This is a genomic window from Tumebacillus sp. BK434 (assembly GCF_004340785.1).
Classification (GTDB): domain Bacteria; phylum Bacillota; class Bacilli; order Tumebacillales; family Tumebacillaceae; genus Tumebacillus_A.
In genome coordinates this window covers 73462-92460 of sequence record NZ_SLXS01000008.1, presented here as the reverse complement: position 1 = coordinate 92460, position 18999 = coordinate 73462, and the positions used below count along the sequence as shown (strand labels likewise).

20 protein-coding genes are annotated in these 18999 nt (G+C 55.1%); all 20 read right to left on the bottom strand.

Annotated elements, in window-relative coordinates; translation table 11 throughout:
* Positions 1 to 16: 16 nt before the first annotated feature.
* Positions 17 to 1639 (bottom strand): putative polysaccharide biosynthesis protein, encoded by a 1623-nt coding sequence (locus tag EV586_RS17480; protein WP_132946371.1) that lies wholly within the window; start codon positions 1637 to 1639, stop codon positions 17 to 19.
* A 153-nt stretch (positions 1640 to 1792) separates the two neighbouring features.
* Positions 1793 to 2335, bottom strand: a complete 543-nt coding sequence (spoVT, locus tag EV586_RS17475) for a stage V sporulation protein T (protein ID WP_132946370.1) — start codon at positions 2333 to 2335, stop codon at positions 1793 to 1795.
* 305 nt (positions 2336 to 2640) lie between these two features.
* Positions 2641 to 3147, bottom strand: a complete 507-nt coding sequence (locus tag EV586_RS17470; RefSeq protein ID WP_132946369.1) for a hypothetical protein — start codon at positions 3145 to 3147, stop codon at positions 2641 to 2643.
* Between the two features lie 3 nt (positions 3148 to 3150).
* Entirely contained in the window at positions 3151 to 3519 is a 369-nt protein-coding gene (locus EV586_RS17465) for a S8 family serine peptidase (protein WP_132946368.1), read from the bottom strand.
* 1108 nt (positions 3520 to 4627) lie between these two features.
* Entirely contained in the window at positions 4628 to 4933 is a 306-nt protein-coding gene (locus EV586_RS17460; RefSeq protein ID WP_132946367.1) for a hypothetical protein, read from the bottom strand.
* A gap of 17 nt (positions 4934 to 4950) precedes the next feature.
* Entirely contained in the window at positions 4951 to 5511 is a 561-nt protein-coding gene (locus EV586_RS17455) for an amidase domain-containing protein (protein WP_243653077.1), read from the bottom strand.
* A gap of 61 nt (positions 5512 to 5572) precedes the next feature.
* Entirely contained in the window at positions 5573 to 5992 is a 420-nt protein-coding gene (locus EV586_RS17450; RefSeq protein ID WP_132946365.1) for a hypothetical protein, read from the bottom strand.
* Positions 5993 to 6152: 160 nt separating this feature from the next.
* Complete coding sequence (gene mfd / locus EV586_RS17445) at positions 6153 to 9698, bottom strand: transcription-repair coupling factor (RefSeq protein WP_132946364.1); 3546 nt, start codon at positions 9696 to 9698, stop codon at positions 6153 to 6155.
* An 88-nt stretch (positions 9699 to 9786) separates the two neighbouring features.
* Complete coding sequence (locus EV586_RS17440) at positions 9787 to 10020, bottom strand: anti-sigma-F factor Fin (protein WP_132946363.1); 234 nt, start codon at positions 10018 to 10020, stop codon at positions 9787 to 9789.
* 95 nt (positions 10021 to 10115) lie between these two features.
* Complete coding sequence (gene pth / locus EV586_RS17435) at positions 10116 to 10679, bottom strand: aminoacyl-tRNA hydrolase (RefSeq protein ID WP_243653076.1); 564 nt, start codon at positions 10677 to 10679, stop codon at positions 10116 to 10118.
* 82 nt (positions 10680 to 10761) lie between these two features.
* A complete protein-coding gene (locus tag EV586_RS17430) occupies positions 10762 to 11412 on the bottom strand; it encodes a 50S ribosomal protein L25 (protein ID WP_243653075.1) in 651 nt (216 codons plus the stop codon).
* A gap of 110 nt (positions 11413 to 11522) precedes the next feature.
* Positions 11523 to 12140, bottom strand: a complete 618-nt coding sequence (locus EV586_RS17425; RefSeq protein ID WP_132946361.1) for a hypothetical protein — start codon at positions 12138 to 12140, stop codon at positions 11523 to 11525.
* 96 nt (positions 12141 to 12236) lie between these two features.
* Positions 12237 to 12857 (bottom strand): hypothetical protein, encoded by a 621-nt coding sequence (locus tag EV586_RS17420; protein ID WP_132946360.1) that lies wholly within the window; start codon positions 12855 to 12857, stop codon positions 12237 to 12239.
* Between the two features lie 206 nt (positions 12858 to 13063).
* Positions 13064 to 14017 (bottom strand): ribose-phosphate diphosphokinase, encoded by a 954-nt coding sequence (locus EV586_RS17415; protein WP_132946359.1) that lies wholly within the window; start codon positions 14015 to 14017, stop codon positions 13064 to 13066.
* Positions 14018 to 14031: 14 nt separating this feature from the next.
* Positions 14032 to 15417: a bifunctional UDP-N-acetylglucosamine diphosphorylase/glucosamine-1-phosphate N-acetyltransferase GlmU gene (glmU, locus tag EV586_RS17410; RefSeq protein ID WP_132946358.1), complete on the bottom strand. Its 1386-nt coding sequence runs from the start codon at positions 15415 to 15417 to the stop codon at positions 14032 to 14034.
* 201 nt (positions 15418 to 15618) lie between these two features.
* Positions 15619 to 15903 (bottom strand): septation regulator SpoVG, encoded by a 285-nt coding sequence (spoVG, locus tag EV586_RS17405; protein WP_132946357.1) that lies wholly within the window; start codon positions 15901 to 15903, stop codon positions 15619 to 15621.
* 218 nt (positions 15904 to 16121) lie between these two features.
* Positions 16122 to 16502, bottom strand: a complete 381-nt coding sequence (locus EV586_RS17400; RefSeq protein ID WP_132946356.1) for a RidA family protein — start codon at positions 16500 to 16502, stop codon at positions 16122 to 16124.
* Between the two features lies 1 nt (position 16503).
* A complete protein-coding gene (gene purR / locus EV586_RS17395; protein ID WP_132946355.1) occupies positions 16504 to 17331 on the bottom strand; it encodes a pur operon repressor in 828 nt (275 codons plus the stop codon).
* 41 nt (positions 17332 to 17372) lie between these two features.
* Positions 17373 to 18089, bottom strand: coding sequence for an NTP transferase domain-containing protein (locus EV586_RS17390; RefSeq protein ID WP_132946354.1), 717 nt, complete (start codon positions 18087 to 18089; stop codon positions 17373 to 17375).
* Between the two features lie 24 nt (positions 18090 to 18113).
* Positions 18114 to 18962 carry a 4-(cytidine 5'-diphospho)-2-C-methyl-D-erythritol kinase gene (ispE, locus tag EV586_RS17385; RefSeq protein ID WP_132946353.1) on the bottom strand — a complete coding sequence of 283 codons (849 nt, stop codon included), beginning with the start codon at positions 18960 to 18962 and terminating at the stop codon, positions 18114 to 18116.
* Positions 18963 to 18999 lie beyond the last annotated feature (37 nt).

Sequence of the window (18999 nt, the reverse complement as noted above, 5' to 3'; positions counted from 1 at the left end):
CACTCCTTGCCGCTGGTTAGCGGATCAATCCAAGTTTCGAGAACAAGAGGGTCAGCTTCGGCCCCACTTTGGGGATCGCCAGCGTGTCCTGGCGCGTCACCGAGCCGGTCACCAGCAGCGCGACCGTATAGACCAGCGCCGCCGCTGTCATCGCCCCCAGCGCCACCGCAGCAGCCGCCATCCGCTCCGAGTCGAGCTGCTGGGCCAGATACGGCCACAGTTCCCGCAGGAAGGAGTAGGCGGCGACCGCCATGAAAAACGTGGCGAGCAGCGGGCGAAGCAGCATCGCGCGCAGGTCGAACACCACGCCGGTGCGGCGGTAGAGGCTGTACAGGTTGAGCGCTGTCGCCAGCAGGTAGGACGCCACCGTCGCCAGCGCCGCGCCGTTGATGCCCCAGACCGGCACGAGCAGGAAGTTCAGGCCGAGCTTGGCGACCGCGCCGATGAACAGGTTGCGCACCGGGATGTAAACGATGCCGATCCCTTGCAGGATCGAGCTTGTGGTCAACTGAATCGAGGAGAACAGGGTCGCCGCCGCGATGGCGATGATCGCCTGCGTGCCTTCGGTGTTTTTGAACAGCATGATATCGACCGGGGCGGCCAGCAGGGCCAGCCCGACGGCAGACGGCAGCGCGACCAGCACGGTCATCCGCATCGCCAACTCCATGCGGTGGGCGACGAGGCGGTTGTTTTTCAAAGCGATGGCGGCAGCGATCGCCGGCAGGAGCGCCGTGCCGATCGCCGACGCGAAGGTGGTCGGGAGCAGCATCAGCTTGAAGGCGCGGCCGGTGAGCAGGCCGAACATCTCCGTCGCCTGTTGTTGCGAGTAGCCGCATGCTTTGAGCAGGTTGACGACCGTCACCACGTCGATGTTGTTCATCAGCGGGACGACGAGCGCGCCAAGCGAGATCGGCAGGGCGTACCAGCAGAGCTTTTTGATATGTACCCAAGTCCGCTGCGGCGGAACTTTGTTTTTGAAGCGGATATCGTGACGGAACAATTCGCGTTTGCGCCACGCGTAGACGAGCAGGATCAGGAAGCCGAACACCGCGCCGGTGAAAGCGCCAAAAGCGGCGCCAGCTGCGGCGTGCGCTGCCGAGTAGCCCCATTGCAGCAGGATGACGGCGGCGGCGAGGATCGTGCCGACGCGAATGAACTGCTCGGTGACCTGTGAGATCGCCGTCGGCTCCATCCGCTGCCAGCCTTGGAAGTAGCCGCGGATCGCGCTCATGATCGGCACGACGAGCAGGGCGGGGGCGATCGCTTTGATCGCGAGGGCCGCCTCGGTGTCGCCGAACCAGACGGCGAATTGCTCGGCGCCAAAGAAGAGGATCAGGAAGCAGACGATGCCGGACGCGGTGAGCAGGACGGATGAGACCCGGAACACTTTTTTCGCACCTGCATAATCGCCGAGCGCGATATGCTCGGCGACGAATTTGGAAACGGCGACCGGAAAGCCGGCCGTGGACAAGATCAGCAGCGTCGAATAGATCGGATAAGCCATCTGATAGAGGCCGATGCCGCGGTCGCCGATGATGTTTTGCAAAAAGATCGTATAGACAGAACCCAGCACTTTGGACAAGATGCCGGCCAGTCCCAGCACCAAAGCCCCGCGCAGGAACAGGTTTTTCTCCGTCATCTGCGTCTCCTCCCTCAGTATACCATTTCTTTCTAAGGTATGAAGGGAGGGGACGAGTTAGGACAACTTGGCCGATGAAATGCGGACTCGCACGGTCAAGAAAAAGACAGGTCGCCGCAAACAACCTGTCCAAGTCTTCATAAGGCTATGGGATTATTGCTCCATTTGCTTCGCGAGGAAGCCGGCGGCCGTTTCGGCGAGTTTCGTTTCCAACTCGCCCATCTTGACGTTCTCTTCGCGCGAGAGGATGATCACGGTGCCGATCGGGTCGCCGCCGGCGATGATCGGTGCGGTCACTTGGGCAGAGAACGTTTCCGCTTTGTCGCGGGTGATGCCGTATTCACCAGGAGTGAAGCCGGTGATCGTCTTGCGCTCATCCATCGCTTTTTCCACATCGGCACCGATCGGTTTTTCCATGAAGTCCTTCTTGGAAGAGCCGGACACGGCGATGATCACATCGCGGTCGGTGATCAGACAGATGTGGCCCAGCGTTTCGGCCAGCGACTCGGCATATTCCTTGGCGAAATCGCCCAGTTCGCCGATCGGCGAGTATTTCTTGAGGATGACTTCCCCGTCACGGTCAACGAATATTTCTAGCGGATCCCCTTCACGAATGCGGAGCGTTCTACGGATTTCCTTCGGAATAACGACACGGCCCAAATCGTCGATTCTGCGTACAATACCTGTTGCTTTCATTTCTTCGATTCGACCTCTCTTTCCGTGGAAGATTTTTAAGTAGGGTAGTAAGGTTATGGATAGGTATCTGGTTCTATCTGTATGTGTTGCTATAGATAGCTATCTTCTGTTGGGATTATCTTGTCCACCGACTGTGAATTTTACCATTGGTACTTTGTGGTTCCCGCCTGTGTTTCCAGCGCCGCCTCCTCTCTTTTGGATGGGAAAGTGAGGTTAGTATGGAGCGAGCTTGGAGTGTTTATGCACAGTGTGGAGGGGATTGCAAATGAAGCCAAAAAAAGAACAGGCTGGTAGTAGCCTGTTGTTTACTCTGGATCGATGACGCCGTACCAGATGCTGTGCACCTTATCTTCGTACACCCAAAATTTCAGATAGATGCCGTTCGCGTGGTCTGCATACGCGATGGCCGGCATCCCTGCTTCGTCCATCTTGGAGTACGAATTCCCATAAGCGCTGAACACAGTTTGGATCGGGTCTCCCACTTGTATTCCCTTTTGCGTTGAAAATTCGGTTTCCTTATACAGGTGCAGCATTACGATCTTCTCCCCGCCCTTTTCAACGGCGACTTCGACACCATCTTGCAACTGGTAGAAGTCTTCACGGTCATGCTGTACATTGACTTGCTGCAGCTTGTCTTTTTCTCCGTATTGTTTTACAAACTGTTCGTCGTTCACACTTTGCCCAATCTTCAATCCGCCGATCGCCTCTTGGGAAAGATCGGTCGAAACATCCGGCAAAGCGTTGTTCCCACATCCGATGAGGAACAAACAACAAGTAAAAAGCACAATCAGGATCGGATTCCAGCGTCTCATTGGCTATCTTCCTCCTTTAAATGAGGGAATTCCGGCACCGCATAACCAATCGGTTTGGCTGCCAGGAGTAAGGTTCTGCAGTTTCTGCTTGATTGCATCTCCGTTCGTCTCTGGAAATTCTTCGAAGAGACGCGCTGCCATCCCGGAGATCAGCGCTGCTGCATACGATGTGCCTTCCCGATATGCACTGTAGTGGCCGGAATCGGCCGTTTTTATATAGACACTTGGAGCACAGAAATCGATTTCCGGTCCAAAGTTGGAATATGTCCATTTCGTAAGCCCGCTGCCACCACCAGAATACTGCCGCTTGAGAAACTCATATTGATGATTTGTACATTTTGTTGCACCACCCATTGTATCGCTGCTCGCCAAGCTGCGAACTCCGCCTCACTGGAGCGATGAGCGACAACTCCGTGGTCGACATCCACATCGGGTGCGGCAACTTAAAACAAAGAAAGGATCAGATCGGCGTGCACAGTCTGAGTCGTCTCCTCCTGATTGGTTCTTAAAAGTGTTTCTGCTCGATGATCGATTTGCAGATGGCTGTGGTCGGTCCCTTCTATTTCGAATTCTTCAACTTTGACTGCTTTCCGATATTGGAATTGTCATCACTTGGTCTGTAGGTTGGGCAAGGATAAGAGACGCAGTATCAAGATTCTGCCCGAACTGTTTTAGCTAATTCATAATGTCCATAAATTGACGGAATAAAATGTCCGTGATCTGTCAGCAAAGATGACCAACATAAGCCAGTCAAGGCCGCGAAGCGTGCATTTAGCCTTGACTGGTGTATCCGTGTTTCCATGCTATTCAAAGCCCAGCAATCCTTTGCTGGGTCTGCCCTGCGGCGAGCGTTGGGGTGCAGGGGACAAGTCCCCTGCGTTTCCCCCATAGGGGGACGGAAGGGGGGAACTTGGCTCATCCACATAAGTATATGAAGTTGGATCAGTCTGCGGCAAAGTCGGTCGACACTGTCCAAATCGTGTTCGATTTCGTTCCGATATGGACAAAATAGTCCGTCAACGTTATTTTTGAGCAAACATCCCGAAAAAACGGACATTTCCTCCCGTCAGAGCCATTACTAAAAATCCCATGAACACAGTTTTTGGACATGTTTGCCGTCTATCTAAGGACATTATTTTCCGTCAATCTGTGGACTAATTAGCTTAGCAGTAACACCGAACCACCAGCGTATTTGCAGGGATCAAAAGAAGGAAACTAATCACTGAGCAGATCTAAAACGTTGCCCAAATGCAACGCTTACAAACGGGCTGCTCCTAGCCTTTTCTGCACCTATATTTATATGAAAGGTACGTGATCTAGATCAACTCAGATATGAACAGCTGGAAAATACGAATACTGGGCAAAATCTATCATCAGTCCTTCCGTGTCGCGCTCTCAAGTCATGAAAAATCCCCTCCGAGTCTAACAGTAAGGAGTAATTCCTTACTTACTCTGAAGGGACCAAACACCGCGGGACGATCTATTCCACTTCTTCTTTCATAGGTTGATCCCATGGATCATATGTAACGACAAACGGCAACTGTTTTGACCAAACTGAGATACTGAAATCTTTCCCGTTTTCATCTTGATAGGTGATCATATATTCGCCAAAATGGGTTTCAAACACCATACGTTTGTATTCCCAATGCTTATCACTATACTTGATCACCATATAAACGGTTGCAGTAAATCTCGCCTCAGCATGTTGCATGATGGGAGTAAACTGCATCAATACTAGTATTACAGCCAATAGCAAATATTTTCTCTTAGCTATAATACTCCTCATTTTCATACATCTCCATTTCAAGGGATTTCAAAGAATTCAATATACGAATAACCGCTGATGGCCGACAATAAGGGTAATGCTTGTCTGTTGTTAGAATGGCCCGCAAGCAAAAAATCCTGATTTGTCGCATCATAGCCAGAAATGATCATAACATGAGACGGAAGAACTATAAAGTCAGCAACACCACGGTGAAAGACTACAACATCCCCTTTGAAAATTGAACTTCGATAAGCAGTCGCGTGGTTAGTAACGTATTGGCTATGATTATATGCATGAATAACCGATTTAGGTCTCCAATATGCGTTAAACTCTTTTACACTAATCCAAGGGCTCGGGTCGGATAATGTCCAACTATAATTTAGTTCAGGCGCACTGTTAGGAAACTGATAGGTAGAGTTTTTCTTATAGATGTACCAATCCCCTGCCATTGCTTTTCCGCCGTGCCACATTGCTTGAGATACGAAATTTGTACAATCGCTTCCAAAAGTCCCAATAAAAGCAGGAAAAGCGGGATCGTAATTATTGTAGTTATTGTAAGCCCACGTACCTGCCGTATACCCATCATAAACAGCATTAATCGTAATATCCTGTGGTGCTTGTACTTGAATTCCCTCTAAAAAGGTAATTGCTCGCTTGTCGTTAATACTTCTCGAATGATCTCTCGAGAAAACCTACTACCATTTGTTGATCATTTTTATTTTCAATTAGTTTATAGACCTTTTCAATTGTTCGCATAACATCAATCTTGTCCTCTTTCTTCAAAGAAGTTGCTTTGTTAAACAAAAATGCATCCTTTTGATACGTGGAAAGTATTTTGGCTACTTTTACATCTTCCGAATAGTAATCAGTCAATGCCTCGATTACAATTTGATCCTCAACAGCAGGGTCAACTATATCACTTTGAATTGGTTTGTTTGCTTTTTCAAGGAAGTACTGTGCAACGTAAGGATTGCTAGCTGGTTTAACATCAGCAGGTCTCTCTCCAACAGCAAATGCCGGTGCAGTTAAAAAAAGCAGTGAACACATAGCACCAATCAAAATCTTTTTCGAGTCAAACAAGTAATCATCTCTCTTGTTTTGGTAAAATAATCCTCTTCGCTCATATAGAATACTTGTTATTCTTTTATCTTTCAATATGCATTAACGAAAATATATTATTAGAAATATATTCATACTATAAAAAAGCAACAGGCGTGACTGCCTGTTGCTTTTTTGGTGATTACAGCGCCATATGATCCACCGTGTCCTGCTCGCGCTTGGGCACGATCTGGTAGCAGTTCATGAATTTCTCGAGCATCTGCAAGAGCTCCGCTTCTTTGAGACCTTTCACCTTCAGGGTGATCACGATCTGCTGCTGGGCGGTCAGCTTCATGCGGTTCTGGAATTCGCGGGTGAGCGAGAAGAGCTTCTCGCCGTCGATCTTCTTGTTTTGGTCTTCGTGCAGGCGGATGATCACGTCGCCTTGCGGGGTCTGCTTGATCTCGGTCATGCCGTAGCCGATCGCGCCCGCCTTGAGTCTGGAGACGGCCAGCAGGTTGCGCACTTCGACCGGGATGTCGCCGAAGCGGTCTTCCACTTCTTCCTCCAAGTCGCGCACCTCTTCCAAGGTGCGGGCGGCGACGAACTTCTTGTAGATCTCGATCTTCTGCATCGCATCGGTGATGTACGTCGTCGGGATGTACGCGTCCACCGACAGCTCGACCGTCGGGTCGGGCAGCTTCTCGACTTTTTCCACGCCTTCTTTGAGGTCTTCGATCGCCTCGGACAGCATCTGCGAGTACAGGTCGAAACCGACCGACGCGATGAAGCCGTGCTGCTGCGCGCCGAGCAGATTGCCGGCGCCGCGGATCGAGAGGTCGCGCATGGCGATCTTGAAACCGGAGCCAAGCTCGGTGAACTCTTTGATAGCCTGCAAACGCTTCTCCGCCACTTCGGTCAATACTTTGTTGCGCTGGTAGGTAAAATAAGCGTACGCGATGCGGTTGGAACGCCCGACGCGCCCGCGCAGCTGATAGAGCTGCGACAGGCCGAGGTGGTCAGCATCGTGCACGATCAGCGTGTTCACGTTCGGCACGTCAAGACCGGTCTCGATGATCGTCGTCGACACCAGCACATCCGCTTCCCCCTGCAGGAAATCGAGCATCGTCCGCTCCAATTCCTCCTCCGCCATCTGCCCGTGCCCGACCAGCACTTTCGCATCCGGCACGAGCTGCTTCAGATGATTGGCCATCTCCTGAATCCCGCTGACCTTATTGAACAGATAGTACACCTGCCCGCCGCGCCCCAACTCCCGTTCGATCGCCTCGCGGATGATCCCGTCCTGATGCTCGACGACAAACGTCTGCACCGGGAAGCGGTTCTCCGGCGGCGTCTCGATCACGGACAGGTCGCGCACGCCGATCATCGACATGTGCAGCGTCCGCGGGATCGGCGTCGCCGTCAGCGTCAACGCATCGACGTTCGTGCGCAACTGCTTCAGCTTCTCCTTGTGCGAAACGCCAAAGCGCTGCTCTTCGTCGATGATCAACAGCCCGAGGTCTTTAAACTCCATCGTTTTCGACAGCAGGCGATGCGTGCCGATCACGATGTCGACCGAGCCGTTTTTGATGCCTTTCGTCACTTCGGTGATCTGGCCTTTGGTGCGGAAGCGGGAGACGAGCTCGACGTTGACCGGGAAGCCGGCACAGCGCTCTTTGAACGTCTGGTAATGTTGCTGGGCCAGAATCGTCGTCGGCACCAGCACCGCGACCTGCTTGCCGTCCATCACCGCCTTGAAGGCGGCGCGGATGGCGACCTCCGTTTTGCCGTAGCCGACATCGCCGCAGAGCAGGCGGTCCATCGGGCGGGACATCTCCATGTCTTTCTTGATCTCTTTGATGCAGCGCACCTGGTCGTCCGTCTCGTTGTACGGGAACATCGCCTCGAACTCGCGCTGCCACGGGGTGTCCAGCGTGAACTTGTGCCCCGGCGTCGCCTGCCGCTCCGCATAGAGCTTGATCAGGTCTTGGGCGATGTCCTGCACGGCCGACTGCACTTTGCTGCGGACGCGCTGCCACTCCGAGCCGCCGAGCGAGTAGATCTTCGGCTCTTTCTCTTCCTGGCCGATGTATTTCTGAACGAGGTCGATCTGCTCGACCGGGACGAACAGCTCGTCTTTGCCTTTGTATTTGATGTGCAGGTAGTCTTTGTGAATGCCCAAGATCTCTTTGGTCGAGATCCCCATGTATTTGCCGATCCCGTGGTTGACGTGGACGACGTAATCGCCGACTTTCAGGTCCTGATAGGACTTGATCTTCTGCGCGTCAGACAGCGTCTTCAACTTGCGGGTCTTCTTCTTGTTGGTGAAGACTTCCGTTTCGGTGATCACGGCGAGGCGCAGCAGGCTCAGCTCAAAGCCGGTCGCGAGGTTGCCGATCAGGATCAACGGCCCGCGGCGCTCGCCGTCCCAGTCCTGCAGGATGTCCGCACGCATCTTGTAGTCTTCGAGCACGCGGTGCAGCCGCTCGGCCCGCTCTTCGGTCGCCGCCAAAAAGACGACCTGATAGGACAGCTTCGCCCAGCGTTCCAATTCGGACTTGAGCACGTTCATCTGCCCGTGGAAATTCTGCATCGAACGGGTGTCAACGTTGTTGATCGCCTGCGGATTCAGCCCCGGGATGGCGCGGGTGAACAGGGAAAACATCAGCTTGGTGCGGCTCTTGTCGGTGAAAATGCTGTTGCGCTTTTTCTCCCCGACCAGGCCGGGCAGCGTTTCGCCGTATTCGAGGAGGGTGGTGACGTTTTCCAAGTCCTCTTTTTCCAGCGCTTTGATGCTTTCTTTCAGGCGGCCCGGCTCATCGAAAATGAACAACGAGTCCTGCCGCACGTAGCGGAGCAGGTTGAACGGCTCCGGCTCGATCAGTTCGATATAGCGGTGCAGGTTGGGAAACCAGTTGCCCTGCTCCATCTGGTCGAGGTCGGCCCCCATGTTTTCGCGCAGCTTTTCGGCCACCTCGGCGTTTTGCAGCTTGGCGAGGTGCGCTTCGAGGCGCTTGTGCAGTTCCACGCCGGCCGCCTGAATCCGCTCCGGCGGTGCGATCACTTCGCGGATCGGCCAGAACGACACGCTGTCGATCTTGCCTTGCGAGCGCTGATCGGCCGGGTCGAACGTGCGGATCGAGTCGACTTCCACGTCGAACAGCTCGATGCGCACCGCTTCGTCTCGGGTCAGCGGAAAGACGTCGATGATACCGCCGCGCACGGAGAACTCGCCTTTGGACTCGACCATCTCCACGCGCTCATAGCCGAGATAGGCGAGGTGGGCGGCGAGGTCGTCGATTTCGATCTCGTCGCCGACTTGCAGCTTCTTCCCGGCTTTCAAAAACTCGTGCGGCGAAGTCAGCGTCTCATGGAGTGCCGCGATCGGCGCGATGGTGATGAAATTTTCGCCGCGCACGAGCGACTCCAAGACGGACAGGCGGGACGAAGCCAGCTCCGGCGAATAGGCGAGCACATCCGCATACCCCATTTCCCGGTTGGGGAACAGGCGGATCTCCTCGCCGGGCAGCAGCTCCAGCAGGTCTTCGAACACCTGCTGGGCGCGGCCCATGCTGTGGGTGACGATCAGAAGCGGACGTGCCAAAGAGCCCCGAATCCCGGCAAGCCAGAGATGCTGAGCTGAACCGGTGAGGCCTGTGATCAGTTGGTCACGGACGCCGTCCTGACAATTCTGCACGGTGCGCAGAAAATCGCCATCCGAATGTAAAATTCGAACTAAAGATTGCACTCGATCCCCTCCGTAAGAACAAAACCAATAAGAGCAAAAAAAGCCTTAGCCACGCGCCAAGGCATTGTGCATCCCGAAGCTTGGGTAACTATTGCAGCGGATTGGACAGCAGGTTTAGTTCCGGATGTGCCTCCAGGGCTTCCTGACAGTACTCGCACACTGTTTTAACATAAGTTGAGTTCTCAATTGAATTATAAGTAATTATATCGGCGGCTTCAGCGGGCGTCAAGGAATCAAAGCCCAGTCTGGCTTCGTTCGCGTGGCTCCCGTCCACTTCGCCGATCCGGTTCTGACAGTGACGGCAGTAGTAAATGATCTTCATGGTGCGTTCGACCCCCTGTGCGCAAAAAAACGATTGACTCTCATCAGTATGCACACAGGCGCTAGCTCCCATACCCTTTACTTACCGCCCTGCCCTTACTTCGTGTTGAACTTGTTCATCGCTTTCATGAAACCTTCGTCTAGGATACAATCTATGACGCTTTTCATCGATAAGACCACTTTTTCAACATCTTCCATCTCTTCTTTGCGGAAGTTGGTCAGCACGTGCTTGATCACATCGGTGCCCGGATGCGGACGGCCGACGCCCAAGCGGATGCGGTTGAACTCCTGCGTGCCGAGGTGCTGGATGATCGACTTGATGCCGTTGTGTCCGCCCGCGCTGCCTTTGGTGCGCAGACGCATGCGGCCGAGCGGCGTGTCCATGTCGTCATAGATGATGAAGATGTCCTCCAGATCCGGCTTGTACCAGGCCATCGCTTGTGCCAGTGCATCGCCGGAGAGATTCATATAGGTCATCGGCTTGAGCAGCACGACTTTTTCGCCTTTGTAGCTGCCTTCGCCGTACAGCGCCTTGAATTTGTTTTTGTTCACCTGGATGCCCAACTCATCTTCCAGCCGGTCGATCGCCAGAAACCCGATGTTATGCCGGGTCAGTTCGTAGTTCGGCCCCGGGTTGCCCAGTCCGATAAAAAGTTTCACGCGGGTGTCCTCCCAGTACTCAACTGTCCTTATTTTACCGCAAAAAGCCGCCCGATCAAGGGCGGCTTTTGGAAATCGCAGCTTAACGGGCCACTTTGTCGGCCGCGTCTTTGCCTTTGCCTTCGGTGTCATGCACCAGTTCCGGCTCTTTCGGTTCGATCTCGGTGTCGGCCGGCGCGTTTTTCGCCGCGATGATCGAGCAGACCACTTCGTCGGCCGGGGAGAGCAAGGTCACGCCGGACGGCATGGCCAGATCGCCGCAAGTGACGCTGTCGCCGATGTCGAGCGCCGAGATGTTGTGCAAGATGAACTCCGGCACGTCGGTCGGCAGGCATTTGACCAGCACGTCGCGGGTCTGCTGCTGGATCACGCCGTTTTTCTTCTTCTCGACCGTCTCCAGCCCGTCGAGGAAGATCGGGATCTCGACGTGCATCGGCTCGGCGAGATTGACCGCGTGCAGGTCGATGTGCAGCGGCTGTTTGTTCAAAATGTCGCGGGTCACTTCATGCACCATCGCGGAGATGCGGTCGCCGTCGAGGTTCAGCTCCACCAGCATCCGCCCATGGCCGCGCAGCTGCTTGAACGACTCTTGCGTTATGTATATCGCTTGCGGTGCCAGCTCTTTGCCGTAGACCACGCCCGGCACATCGCCGCGGCGGCGAATGCGGTTGCGCTCGCCTTTGGTCAGGCTCGTTCTCGGGTGTCCTTCCAAGTTCAAACGGTTCATCGCCATCAAAATCAACCTCCCGTTTCACATGTACCGGACTAGGATGCCCCAATCACTTGGAAATTACACCCCCAAGAGAAAACCCCTGATCCGGAGATCAGGGGTTCATGCCAAGACTAGCGTTTTACGACATCGATGTTTTCCCATTGCTTCGGCTCTCTCACTTCGCCGGCAATACGGGTGATTTGCTTGCGAGTGTTCGGTGCGTCTACCGTGTAGCCCCACCATTTGCAGTAGAGGGTGTACACTTGCGCCTCGTTGTACCAGTAGACCGTGTAAGAACCCGGAGCACTCACGTTGATGTTCGATTTCGTACCTTTGGTATAGGTCATGGTCGTAGAATTTTGATAGGTATATTTGATATGACCTTCGATATCGACAACTGCAATCGATCCGGAAGCTTTTACACCGGCATCGACCGTGTGTTGACGGTACGAGGTGGAGGTAACCGTTTGGCTGAACTCATAGGTTGCGGTTACACCGGACGGAACGCTGATGTCCGCGCGATGGTTCAGATAGTACTTGAGGTCCACGTAGGACGGAGTTCCGTAGGTAGAGCCACTGACATAGCCGTTTGCTTCATAGACGACGAAGGAGTCTTCCGGCTGCACGACCTTTGTCGGTTGGGAGTAGGACCCTACTTTGCGGTCTGCTTCTTTTGCAAAAGCTGCGGTGGTGGAAAAAGTCGAGATAAGTGCGACAGACATCAGAACTGCTACTGCTTGCTTTTTCATGTTTCTCCTCTTTTCCGGCACTGTCCGTGCCTTTTTTATTTATATAAAAGTGCGTAAATATGACTGCCCGCCCGGTAAGTGCACCCCTATATCCGATTAGAAGTGTTTTTCCTTCAAGAAAGTGTTGAGTTTGTCTGTAAATTGAGCAAGTTCATTGAGGGCGAGAACCCCCTCTTCCGCCATCATCGGATGCGCGAGCGCAGTGAGGTTGATGCTGTAACCCGTCCCTTCAAAACTGTACGTGTACACGTCCGTCTGCGGGAATATGGCAGCGTATACGTCCTTGTAGTCACCCTCGGGGGAGTTATACTGTCTGGCTTCGTAGCCACTGCTGTGCGTCCAGCGTTTTCCCTGCACGGCATTGTCCGTTTTGCTAATGCTCAGCAACAGGACGGTGCCGTTCGATTTCTTTTTAAAGATCATGCTTTTTTGTCTGGGATAGAGACCCCCGTCGGCATATTGCGGACCGGCCACGCTGTCCGGCACCAAGACGATCGAGTCTGTATCTTTTAGAATCTCTTGGTAACCCTCCATCTGAAAATTCTGTTTAATCGCCTGATAAACACTTTCAAATTGATTGCCGTTCTGGCCCGGTTTGACCGTTTCCTGTGCAGACGTCGGCGACTCGCCTTGTGCCAGAAACGATTCGCTGTACATCCCGACGAAAAAGGCAGCAATCACGGCACCGCTGACAAGGAGTGCTCGTTTCACGCTCACGTGGGTTCCTCCTCGCAAAAATAAAGTTACAACATGTAATATCAAAGAATATAACCATAAAACAACTAAACTGTATCAACCAATACGTTAATAGTAGTATAATTTACCAGATTTGACAACCCTTAATTTAGAAAAAATCCCTTGTATTTGAAAAACAAAAAGCCCTCTGGTTTCAGAGGGCTTTCGCTAGTCATTGATGCGTTTATTTAAAACAAAGTCGATACAGACTCTTCTTCATGGATTTTCATAATCGCATTGCCGATCAGGGACGCGACAGACAGCTGGGTGATCTTGCTGGTGCCGGCGCGTTTTTCTTCGTCGAGGGCGATGGTGTTGCAGACGACCACCTCTTTGATCACCGACTGTTCGAGGCGGGTGATCGCAGGACCTGAGAGCACCGGGTGGACGCAGCAGGCGTAGACTTCGCGGCAGCCGCGTTCCATCAGCGCCGCAGCGCCGTGGGTGATCGTGCCGGCGGTGTCGATCATGTCGTCGATCATGATCGCCGTCTTGCCTTCGATGTTGCCGATGATGTTCATGACTTCCGAGACGTTCGGTTCCGGACGGCGCTTGTCGATGATCGCGATGCCGGCTCCGAGGCGTTCCGCCATGCCGCGGGCACGGGTGACGCCGCCCATGTCGGGGGAGACGATGACGACATCTTCGAGGCCTTTTTGACCGAAGTAATCGGCCAGCAGCTTCTCCGCCAGCAAATGATCAACCGGGATGTCGAAGAAACCTTGGATCTGGCCGGCATGCAGGTCCATCGTGATCATGCGGTGTGCGCCTGCCGTCTGGATCAGGTTCGCCGTCAGCTTCGCCGTGATCGGCTCGCGGGCGCGGGACTTGCGGTCTTGACGCGCATAGCCGTAGTACGGCACCACCACGTTGATGCTCTTCGCCGATGCGCGCTTCAACGCGTCGACCATGATCAAGAGCTCCATGATGTGCTCGTTGGCCGGCGCCGACGTCGGCTGGACGACAAACACGTCGCAGCCGCGCACGCTCTCATCGATCTTGGTGCGAATCTCGCCGTCGCTAAAGCGGATGACGGTGGAAGAACCGAGCGGCACGCCGACTTGATCGGCGATCTCTCGTGCCAACTCCGGATTGGCGTTCCCTGCAAAGATCTTCAGCTTCTTGTCTTTATATGGCGTCATGGTCCACTTGCCCCCTAGCTTTTTTCCTGTTTCAGGCGCGCTTGCAATTTTTCTGTATAGCCTTCTTTGTTCACTTGACGTTCCCGCGCGATCGCCAGCGCCCCGTCCGGGACGTCGGCGGTCACCGTCGAACCGGCGGCGACGTAGACGTTCTGGCCGAGCGTCACCGGGGCGACGAGGTTGGAGTTGCAGCCGACAAACGTGTTGTCGCCGATGATCGTCTTGTGCTTCTTCACGCCGTCGTAGTTGACGGTGATCGTGCCGCAGCCGACGTTGACGCCCGCTCCGACTTCGGCATCGCCGATGTAGGAAAGATGCGACACTTTGCTGCCTGCGCCGATCGTTGCATTTTTGATCTCGACAAAATCGCCGATCTTCGCGCCCGCGCCGATGTGAGCCTTCGGACGCAGGTAGGCAAACGGACCGACGGCCGCTTGGTTCTCGACCACCGCGTCGGTCAGCACCGAATGCTTGACGGTGACGCCGTCCTGCACGGTGACATTGACGAAGTGCGCGTTCGGGCCGATCGTGCAGTCCGCCCCGATCACCGTGTTGCCTTGCAGCACGGTACCCGGCCAGATCACGGTGTCAGCGCCGATCTCCACGCCCGCATCGATGTAGGTGTTCTTCGGATCGATGAAGGTGACGCCGTTTTTCATATGAGTAAGCGCGATGCGCTCGCGGATGATCTCGTTGGCGATCGCCAGTTGGGCGCGGTCGTTGATGCCTTGAATCTCCCGCGGGTCGTCGGTGACGAAAGCGTTTACCTTGTGACCTTCGCGGCGCAGCACTTCCAGGCAATCAGGGAGGTAGTATTCCCCTTGCGCATTGTTGTTATCGATCTGTCCCAGCGCGTGGAACAGCAACTGGTTGTCATACAAGAAGACGGAGGAGTTGATCTCGCGCACGAGCCGCTCTTCCGCGCTCGCATCTTTCTCCTCGACGATGCGCAGCACGTTGCCGGCGTCATCGCGGATGATGCGGCCGAGGCCAAACGGGTTCTCGACCACCGCGGTCAGCACGGTCACCGCCGCGCCGCTCGCTTTGTGCGCAAGAAGCATCCGCTCCAGCGTTTCTTGACGGATGATCGGAGTGTCGCCGGCACAGACCAGGGTCAGCCCTTCCTCATGGCCCAGCTTGTCCTGCGCCATCATCACCGCATGCGCCGTTCCGAGCTGCTCGGCCTGCACCGCGTATTCCTGCTCGCCGAGCGTTTCCATCACCTGCTCCTTGGAAGCGCCGACGATGATCACTTTGCGGTCAAAACCGGTCGCTGTCAGCGTGTCCAGCATGTGCTGGATCATCGGCTTGCCGCAGATCTCGTGCAAGACTTTGTGCTTTTTCGATTTCATGCGGGTGCCCATGCCCGCAGCTAACACCACCGCGTAAGTACCTGCCATTTGCCATCCTCCCTCATCCGAGAACTCGCTATCTATCAACTGTAAACGAAGGTTTACAGGGGTTGTCCAACACAAACTATATCTTATAAGATTCCCCATTTCAACCAACTTCACAAGATCGAAAGAAATTGTCAGCTAAAAAAACAGGCCTCGTAAGCGGGGGCTTTACGAGGCCTGTTTATGTACGATGACGATCTGCCATTAGGCGATCGTGACTTCTTCTGCGCTTTCTTCTTCGACGCGGTAGTATTCGTTCAAAATCGCGTCTTGGATCTTCTGGCGCGTTTCAGACGAAATCGGATGCGCGATATCGCGGAATTCCCCGTCCGGAGTGCGCTTGCTCGGCATCGCGACAAACATGCCGTTGTTCCCGTCAATAATACGGATGTCATGGATAACAAACTCGTTGTCAATCGTAATGGATGCAATGGCCTTCATGCGGCCCTCTGTGTTCATTTTGCGAAGACGAACATCAGTGATTTGCACATCTGTCACCTCTTTAAACGTTTGTGTAGTTACGTGTTGCCTAACTTAATCTTATAATACGACCTTTCATCGCTTAATTCCTTCTTACAGATCAAAATTTCTTAAAGTCAAAGCCTACAATTTTAGTGCGACTCTTATGATTATAGTTTCACGTTGATGTTAACCTCTGAAACAAAATAAAAAACGCCCCTCGGAGAGGAGCGTTTAGGAATCCTTTACTACTTAACAAATGCGATCAGTTCGATCTCCACGCCAACGTCTTTCGGCAGGCGCGCCACTTCCACGGTGGAGCGGGCCGGACGATGGTCGCCAAAATACTCGGCGTACACCTCGTTGATTTCGCCAAACTGGTTCATGTCGGCGATGAAAACGGTTGCTTTCACAACGTCGGTAAACGATGCGCCAGCCGCTTCGAGCACGCCTTTGAGGTTTTGGAACACTTGGTGCGTCTGCTCTTTGATCGGGCCGGTGACGAGGTCGCCTGCCGGAGTGAGCGGGATCTGGCCGGAGGTGAAGAGCATGTTGCCCACTTTCATCGCTTGCGAGTACGGGCCAATCGCCGCCGGAGCGTTTTCTGTCGAGATGATGTTCTTTTCCATTTTACAATTCCTCCTGACTAAAATAAGTGCCGGGGACGATCTCCACCTGGCTCGCCTGCTCATCGAATTCGCGCAGGGTCGCCAAAGAAACATAACCTGAGATCATCTTGTCCTGCGGTTCTTCGGTCGACATGAAAATGCCGGTGCCGACCACTTCGACCTGAAACTCTTTCATCAGGTCGACCAAAGCCTTGACGGTGCCGCCCGCCTTCATGAAGTCGTCGACGACCAGCACCTTCGACTTCTCCGGCAGAGACCGCCGCGACAGAGACATCGTCTGAATCCGCCGCGAGCCGGACACGTAGTTGATCGACACCGACGAGCCTTCTGTCACCTTGTGGTCACGGCGCACGACGACCATCGGCACGCCGAGGTAGCGCGCCGTCGCGACGGCCAGCGGAATGCCTTTCGTCTCGACGGTGACCACATAGTCGGCCCCCGCGTCCTTGAAGCGGGCGGCAAACATCTTGCCCGCCGTGTCGAGCAGCATCGGATCGCCGAGCACGTCCGACATGTACAAAAAGCCGCCCGGCAAAATGCGGTCCCCGGTGCCGAGCAAGGTGCCAATCTTCTGCACATACTCAAGCCCGAGGTCTGTGCGAAAGCCCGGCACGTAGCGCACGCCGCCGGCAGCGCCTGCCTGCGTCTCCAGCGTGCCGAGCCCTTCGGACTCCATCACCTCGCGGATGATCGCCAAGTCTTCGCTCAGGGATGATTTTGCCGAGGAGAGCTTGTCGGCCATCTCCGTAAGCGACAGCACGCGGTGCGGCTGTTCCAGCAGTATCTGTGTCAGTCGCACGATACGCTCACTGCGTCGCATTTTACTCACCCCACTTGTCTCCTTCCGAAACACGAACATTGATACTTAAATCATATCACTTCTTTCGTGTTTGTGACAAGCTGTTCCAGAAGTGCCAGATCGGAAAGTTTGTCGATGTCGGTGCCAATCTCCGCATACCCGGTGATCACCGCTTTCGCCTTGATCCCGGCGATCCGTTCCGCCTCCCGCTCCAGCCGCCCGATCGTCAGCGTCCCCAGCAGCGCGGACCAGGCGAAGGACAGCGCCACGCCGAGCCCAAACTCCCGCGCCAGCAGCAGCGGCCGCTTGCGATGTGCAAACAGCCGGTTCAGACGGGCCCGCAGCGGCGGCAGCACGGCGGCGCGCACGAGAAACAGGTTGCCGCCGGTGAACGTGCCGTCCTTCAGCTTGACATAGGTGCGCCTGACCCCCGGGAACTGCTGCTCGCACGCCTCTTTGCGCACGACCGGGTAATAGAAGTCAGCGCCGGGCGGACAGGCGTCCAGAAAGCCCGTCACCGCCTCCGCCGTCAAAAACGGGATGTCGCAGGACGAGATCAGCAGGTATTCGCTGCAGCCCTGCTCCTGCAGCCGCTGCACCGCGTCGAGCAGGTTGGCGACCAGAGAGGGGCTGTCTCCCCGCTCGATGCGGACGGAGCGCACGGCGGGCACGTCCTGAAACACCGCCGCCACGCGCTCCGCCATCGGGATGCCGCCGATCAAAAGGTCCGCTTTTTGCAAAACGGGCAGGTCAGCACTCTGACCGCCCGCCAGCACCAGCACGTCCATGAAGCACTTCCTCCTCCGTCAACCCTAGTAGAAGCGGCAGAGGTACACCTCGCGGGAGAACCCGCGCAGCGCGTTGTAGATGCGTGTCGCCCGGTGTTCCTTGTCGGCGAGCGCAAACACGGTCGGACCGCTGCCCGACATCAGAGCGCCGACCGCTCCGAACTTCAGGAGCTGGCTCTTCAGCCGTTCCACTTCCGGGTACATCGAAAATGTCACTTTTTCCAGCACGTTGCCGAGGTGCGCAGCGATCAGGCGCACATCGCCTGTCGTCAGCGCCTCGACCATCGCGCCGGTGTTCGGGTGCTTCTCGATCTCCGCCACGTTCAGCCGCCCGTAGACGTCTGCCGTCGAGACGGCGATCGGCGGCTTGACCAGCACGACCCAGGTCGGGGCGACCTTAGGCAGGTGCGTGATCACTTCCCCGCGCCCGCGGGCGATCGCTGTGCCGCCGTAGATGCAAAACGGCACGTCCGAACCGATCTTCGCCCCGAGTTCGGCGAGCTGGTCTAAACTCTGCCCGAGCCCCCACACCCGGTTCAGCCCCCGCAGCGTCGCCGCCGCATCGCTCGACCCGCCGGCCAGCCCCGCCGCGACGGGAATCCGCTTGTCGATGTGAATGCGAATGCCGCTCTTGATGCCAAACGTGTCCTTGACCAGCTTCGCCGCCTGATAGACGAGGTTGCGGCTGTCCAGCGGGATGTAGGGCACCGTGCAAGACAAAACAATCTCCCCCTGCTCCGTCGGAGTGAACGTCAGATGGTCGGACAGATCGACCGTCTGCATCACCATCTCGACTTCGTGATAGCCGTCCGGGCGCTTGCGGAGCACATCGAGGGTCAGATTGATCTTGGCTTGCGCTTTTTCAGTCCACATGAGAGATGACCTACCTTCATTACGAATCGTGTCTTGC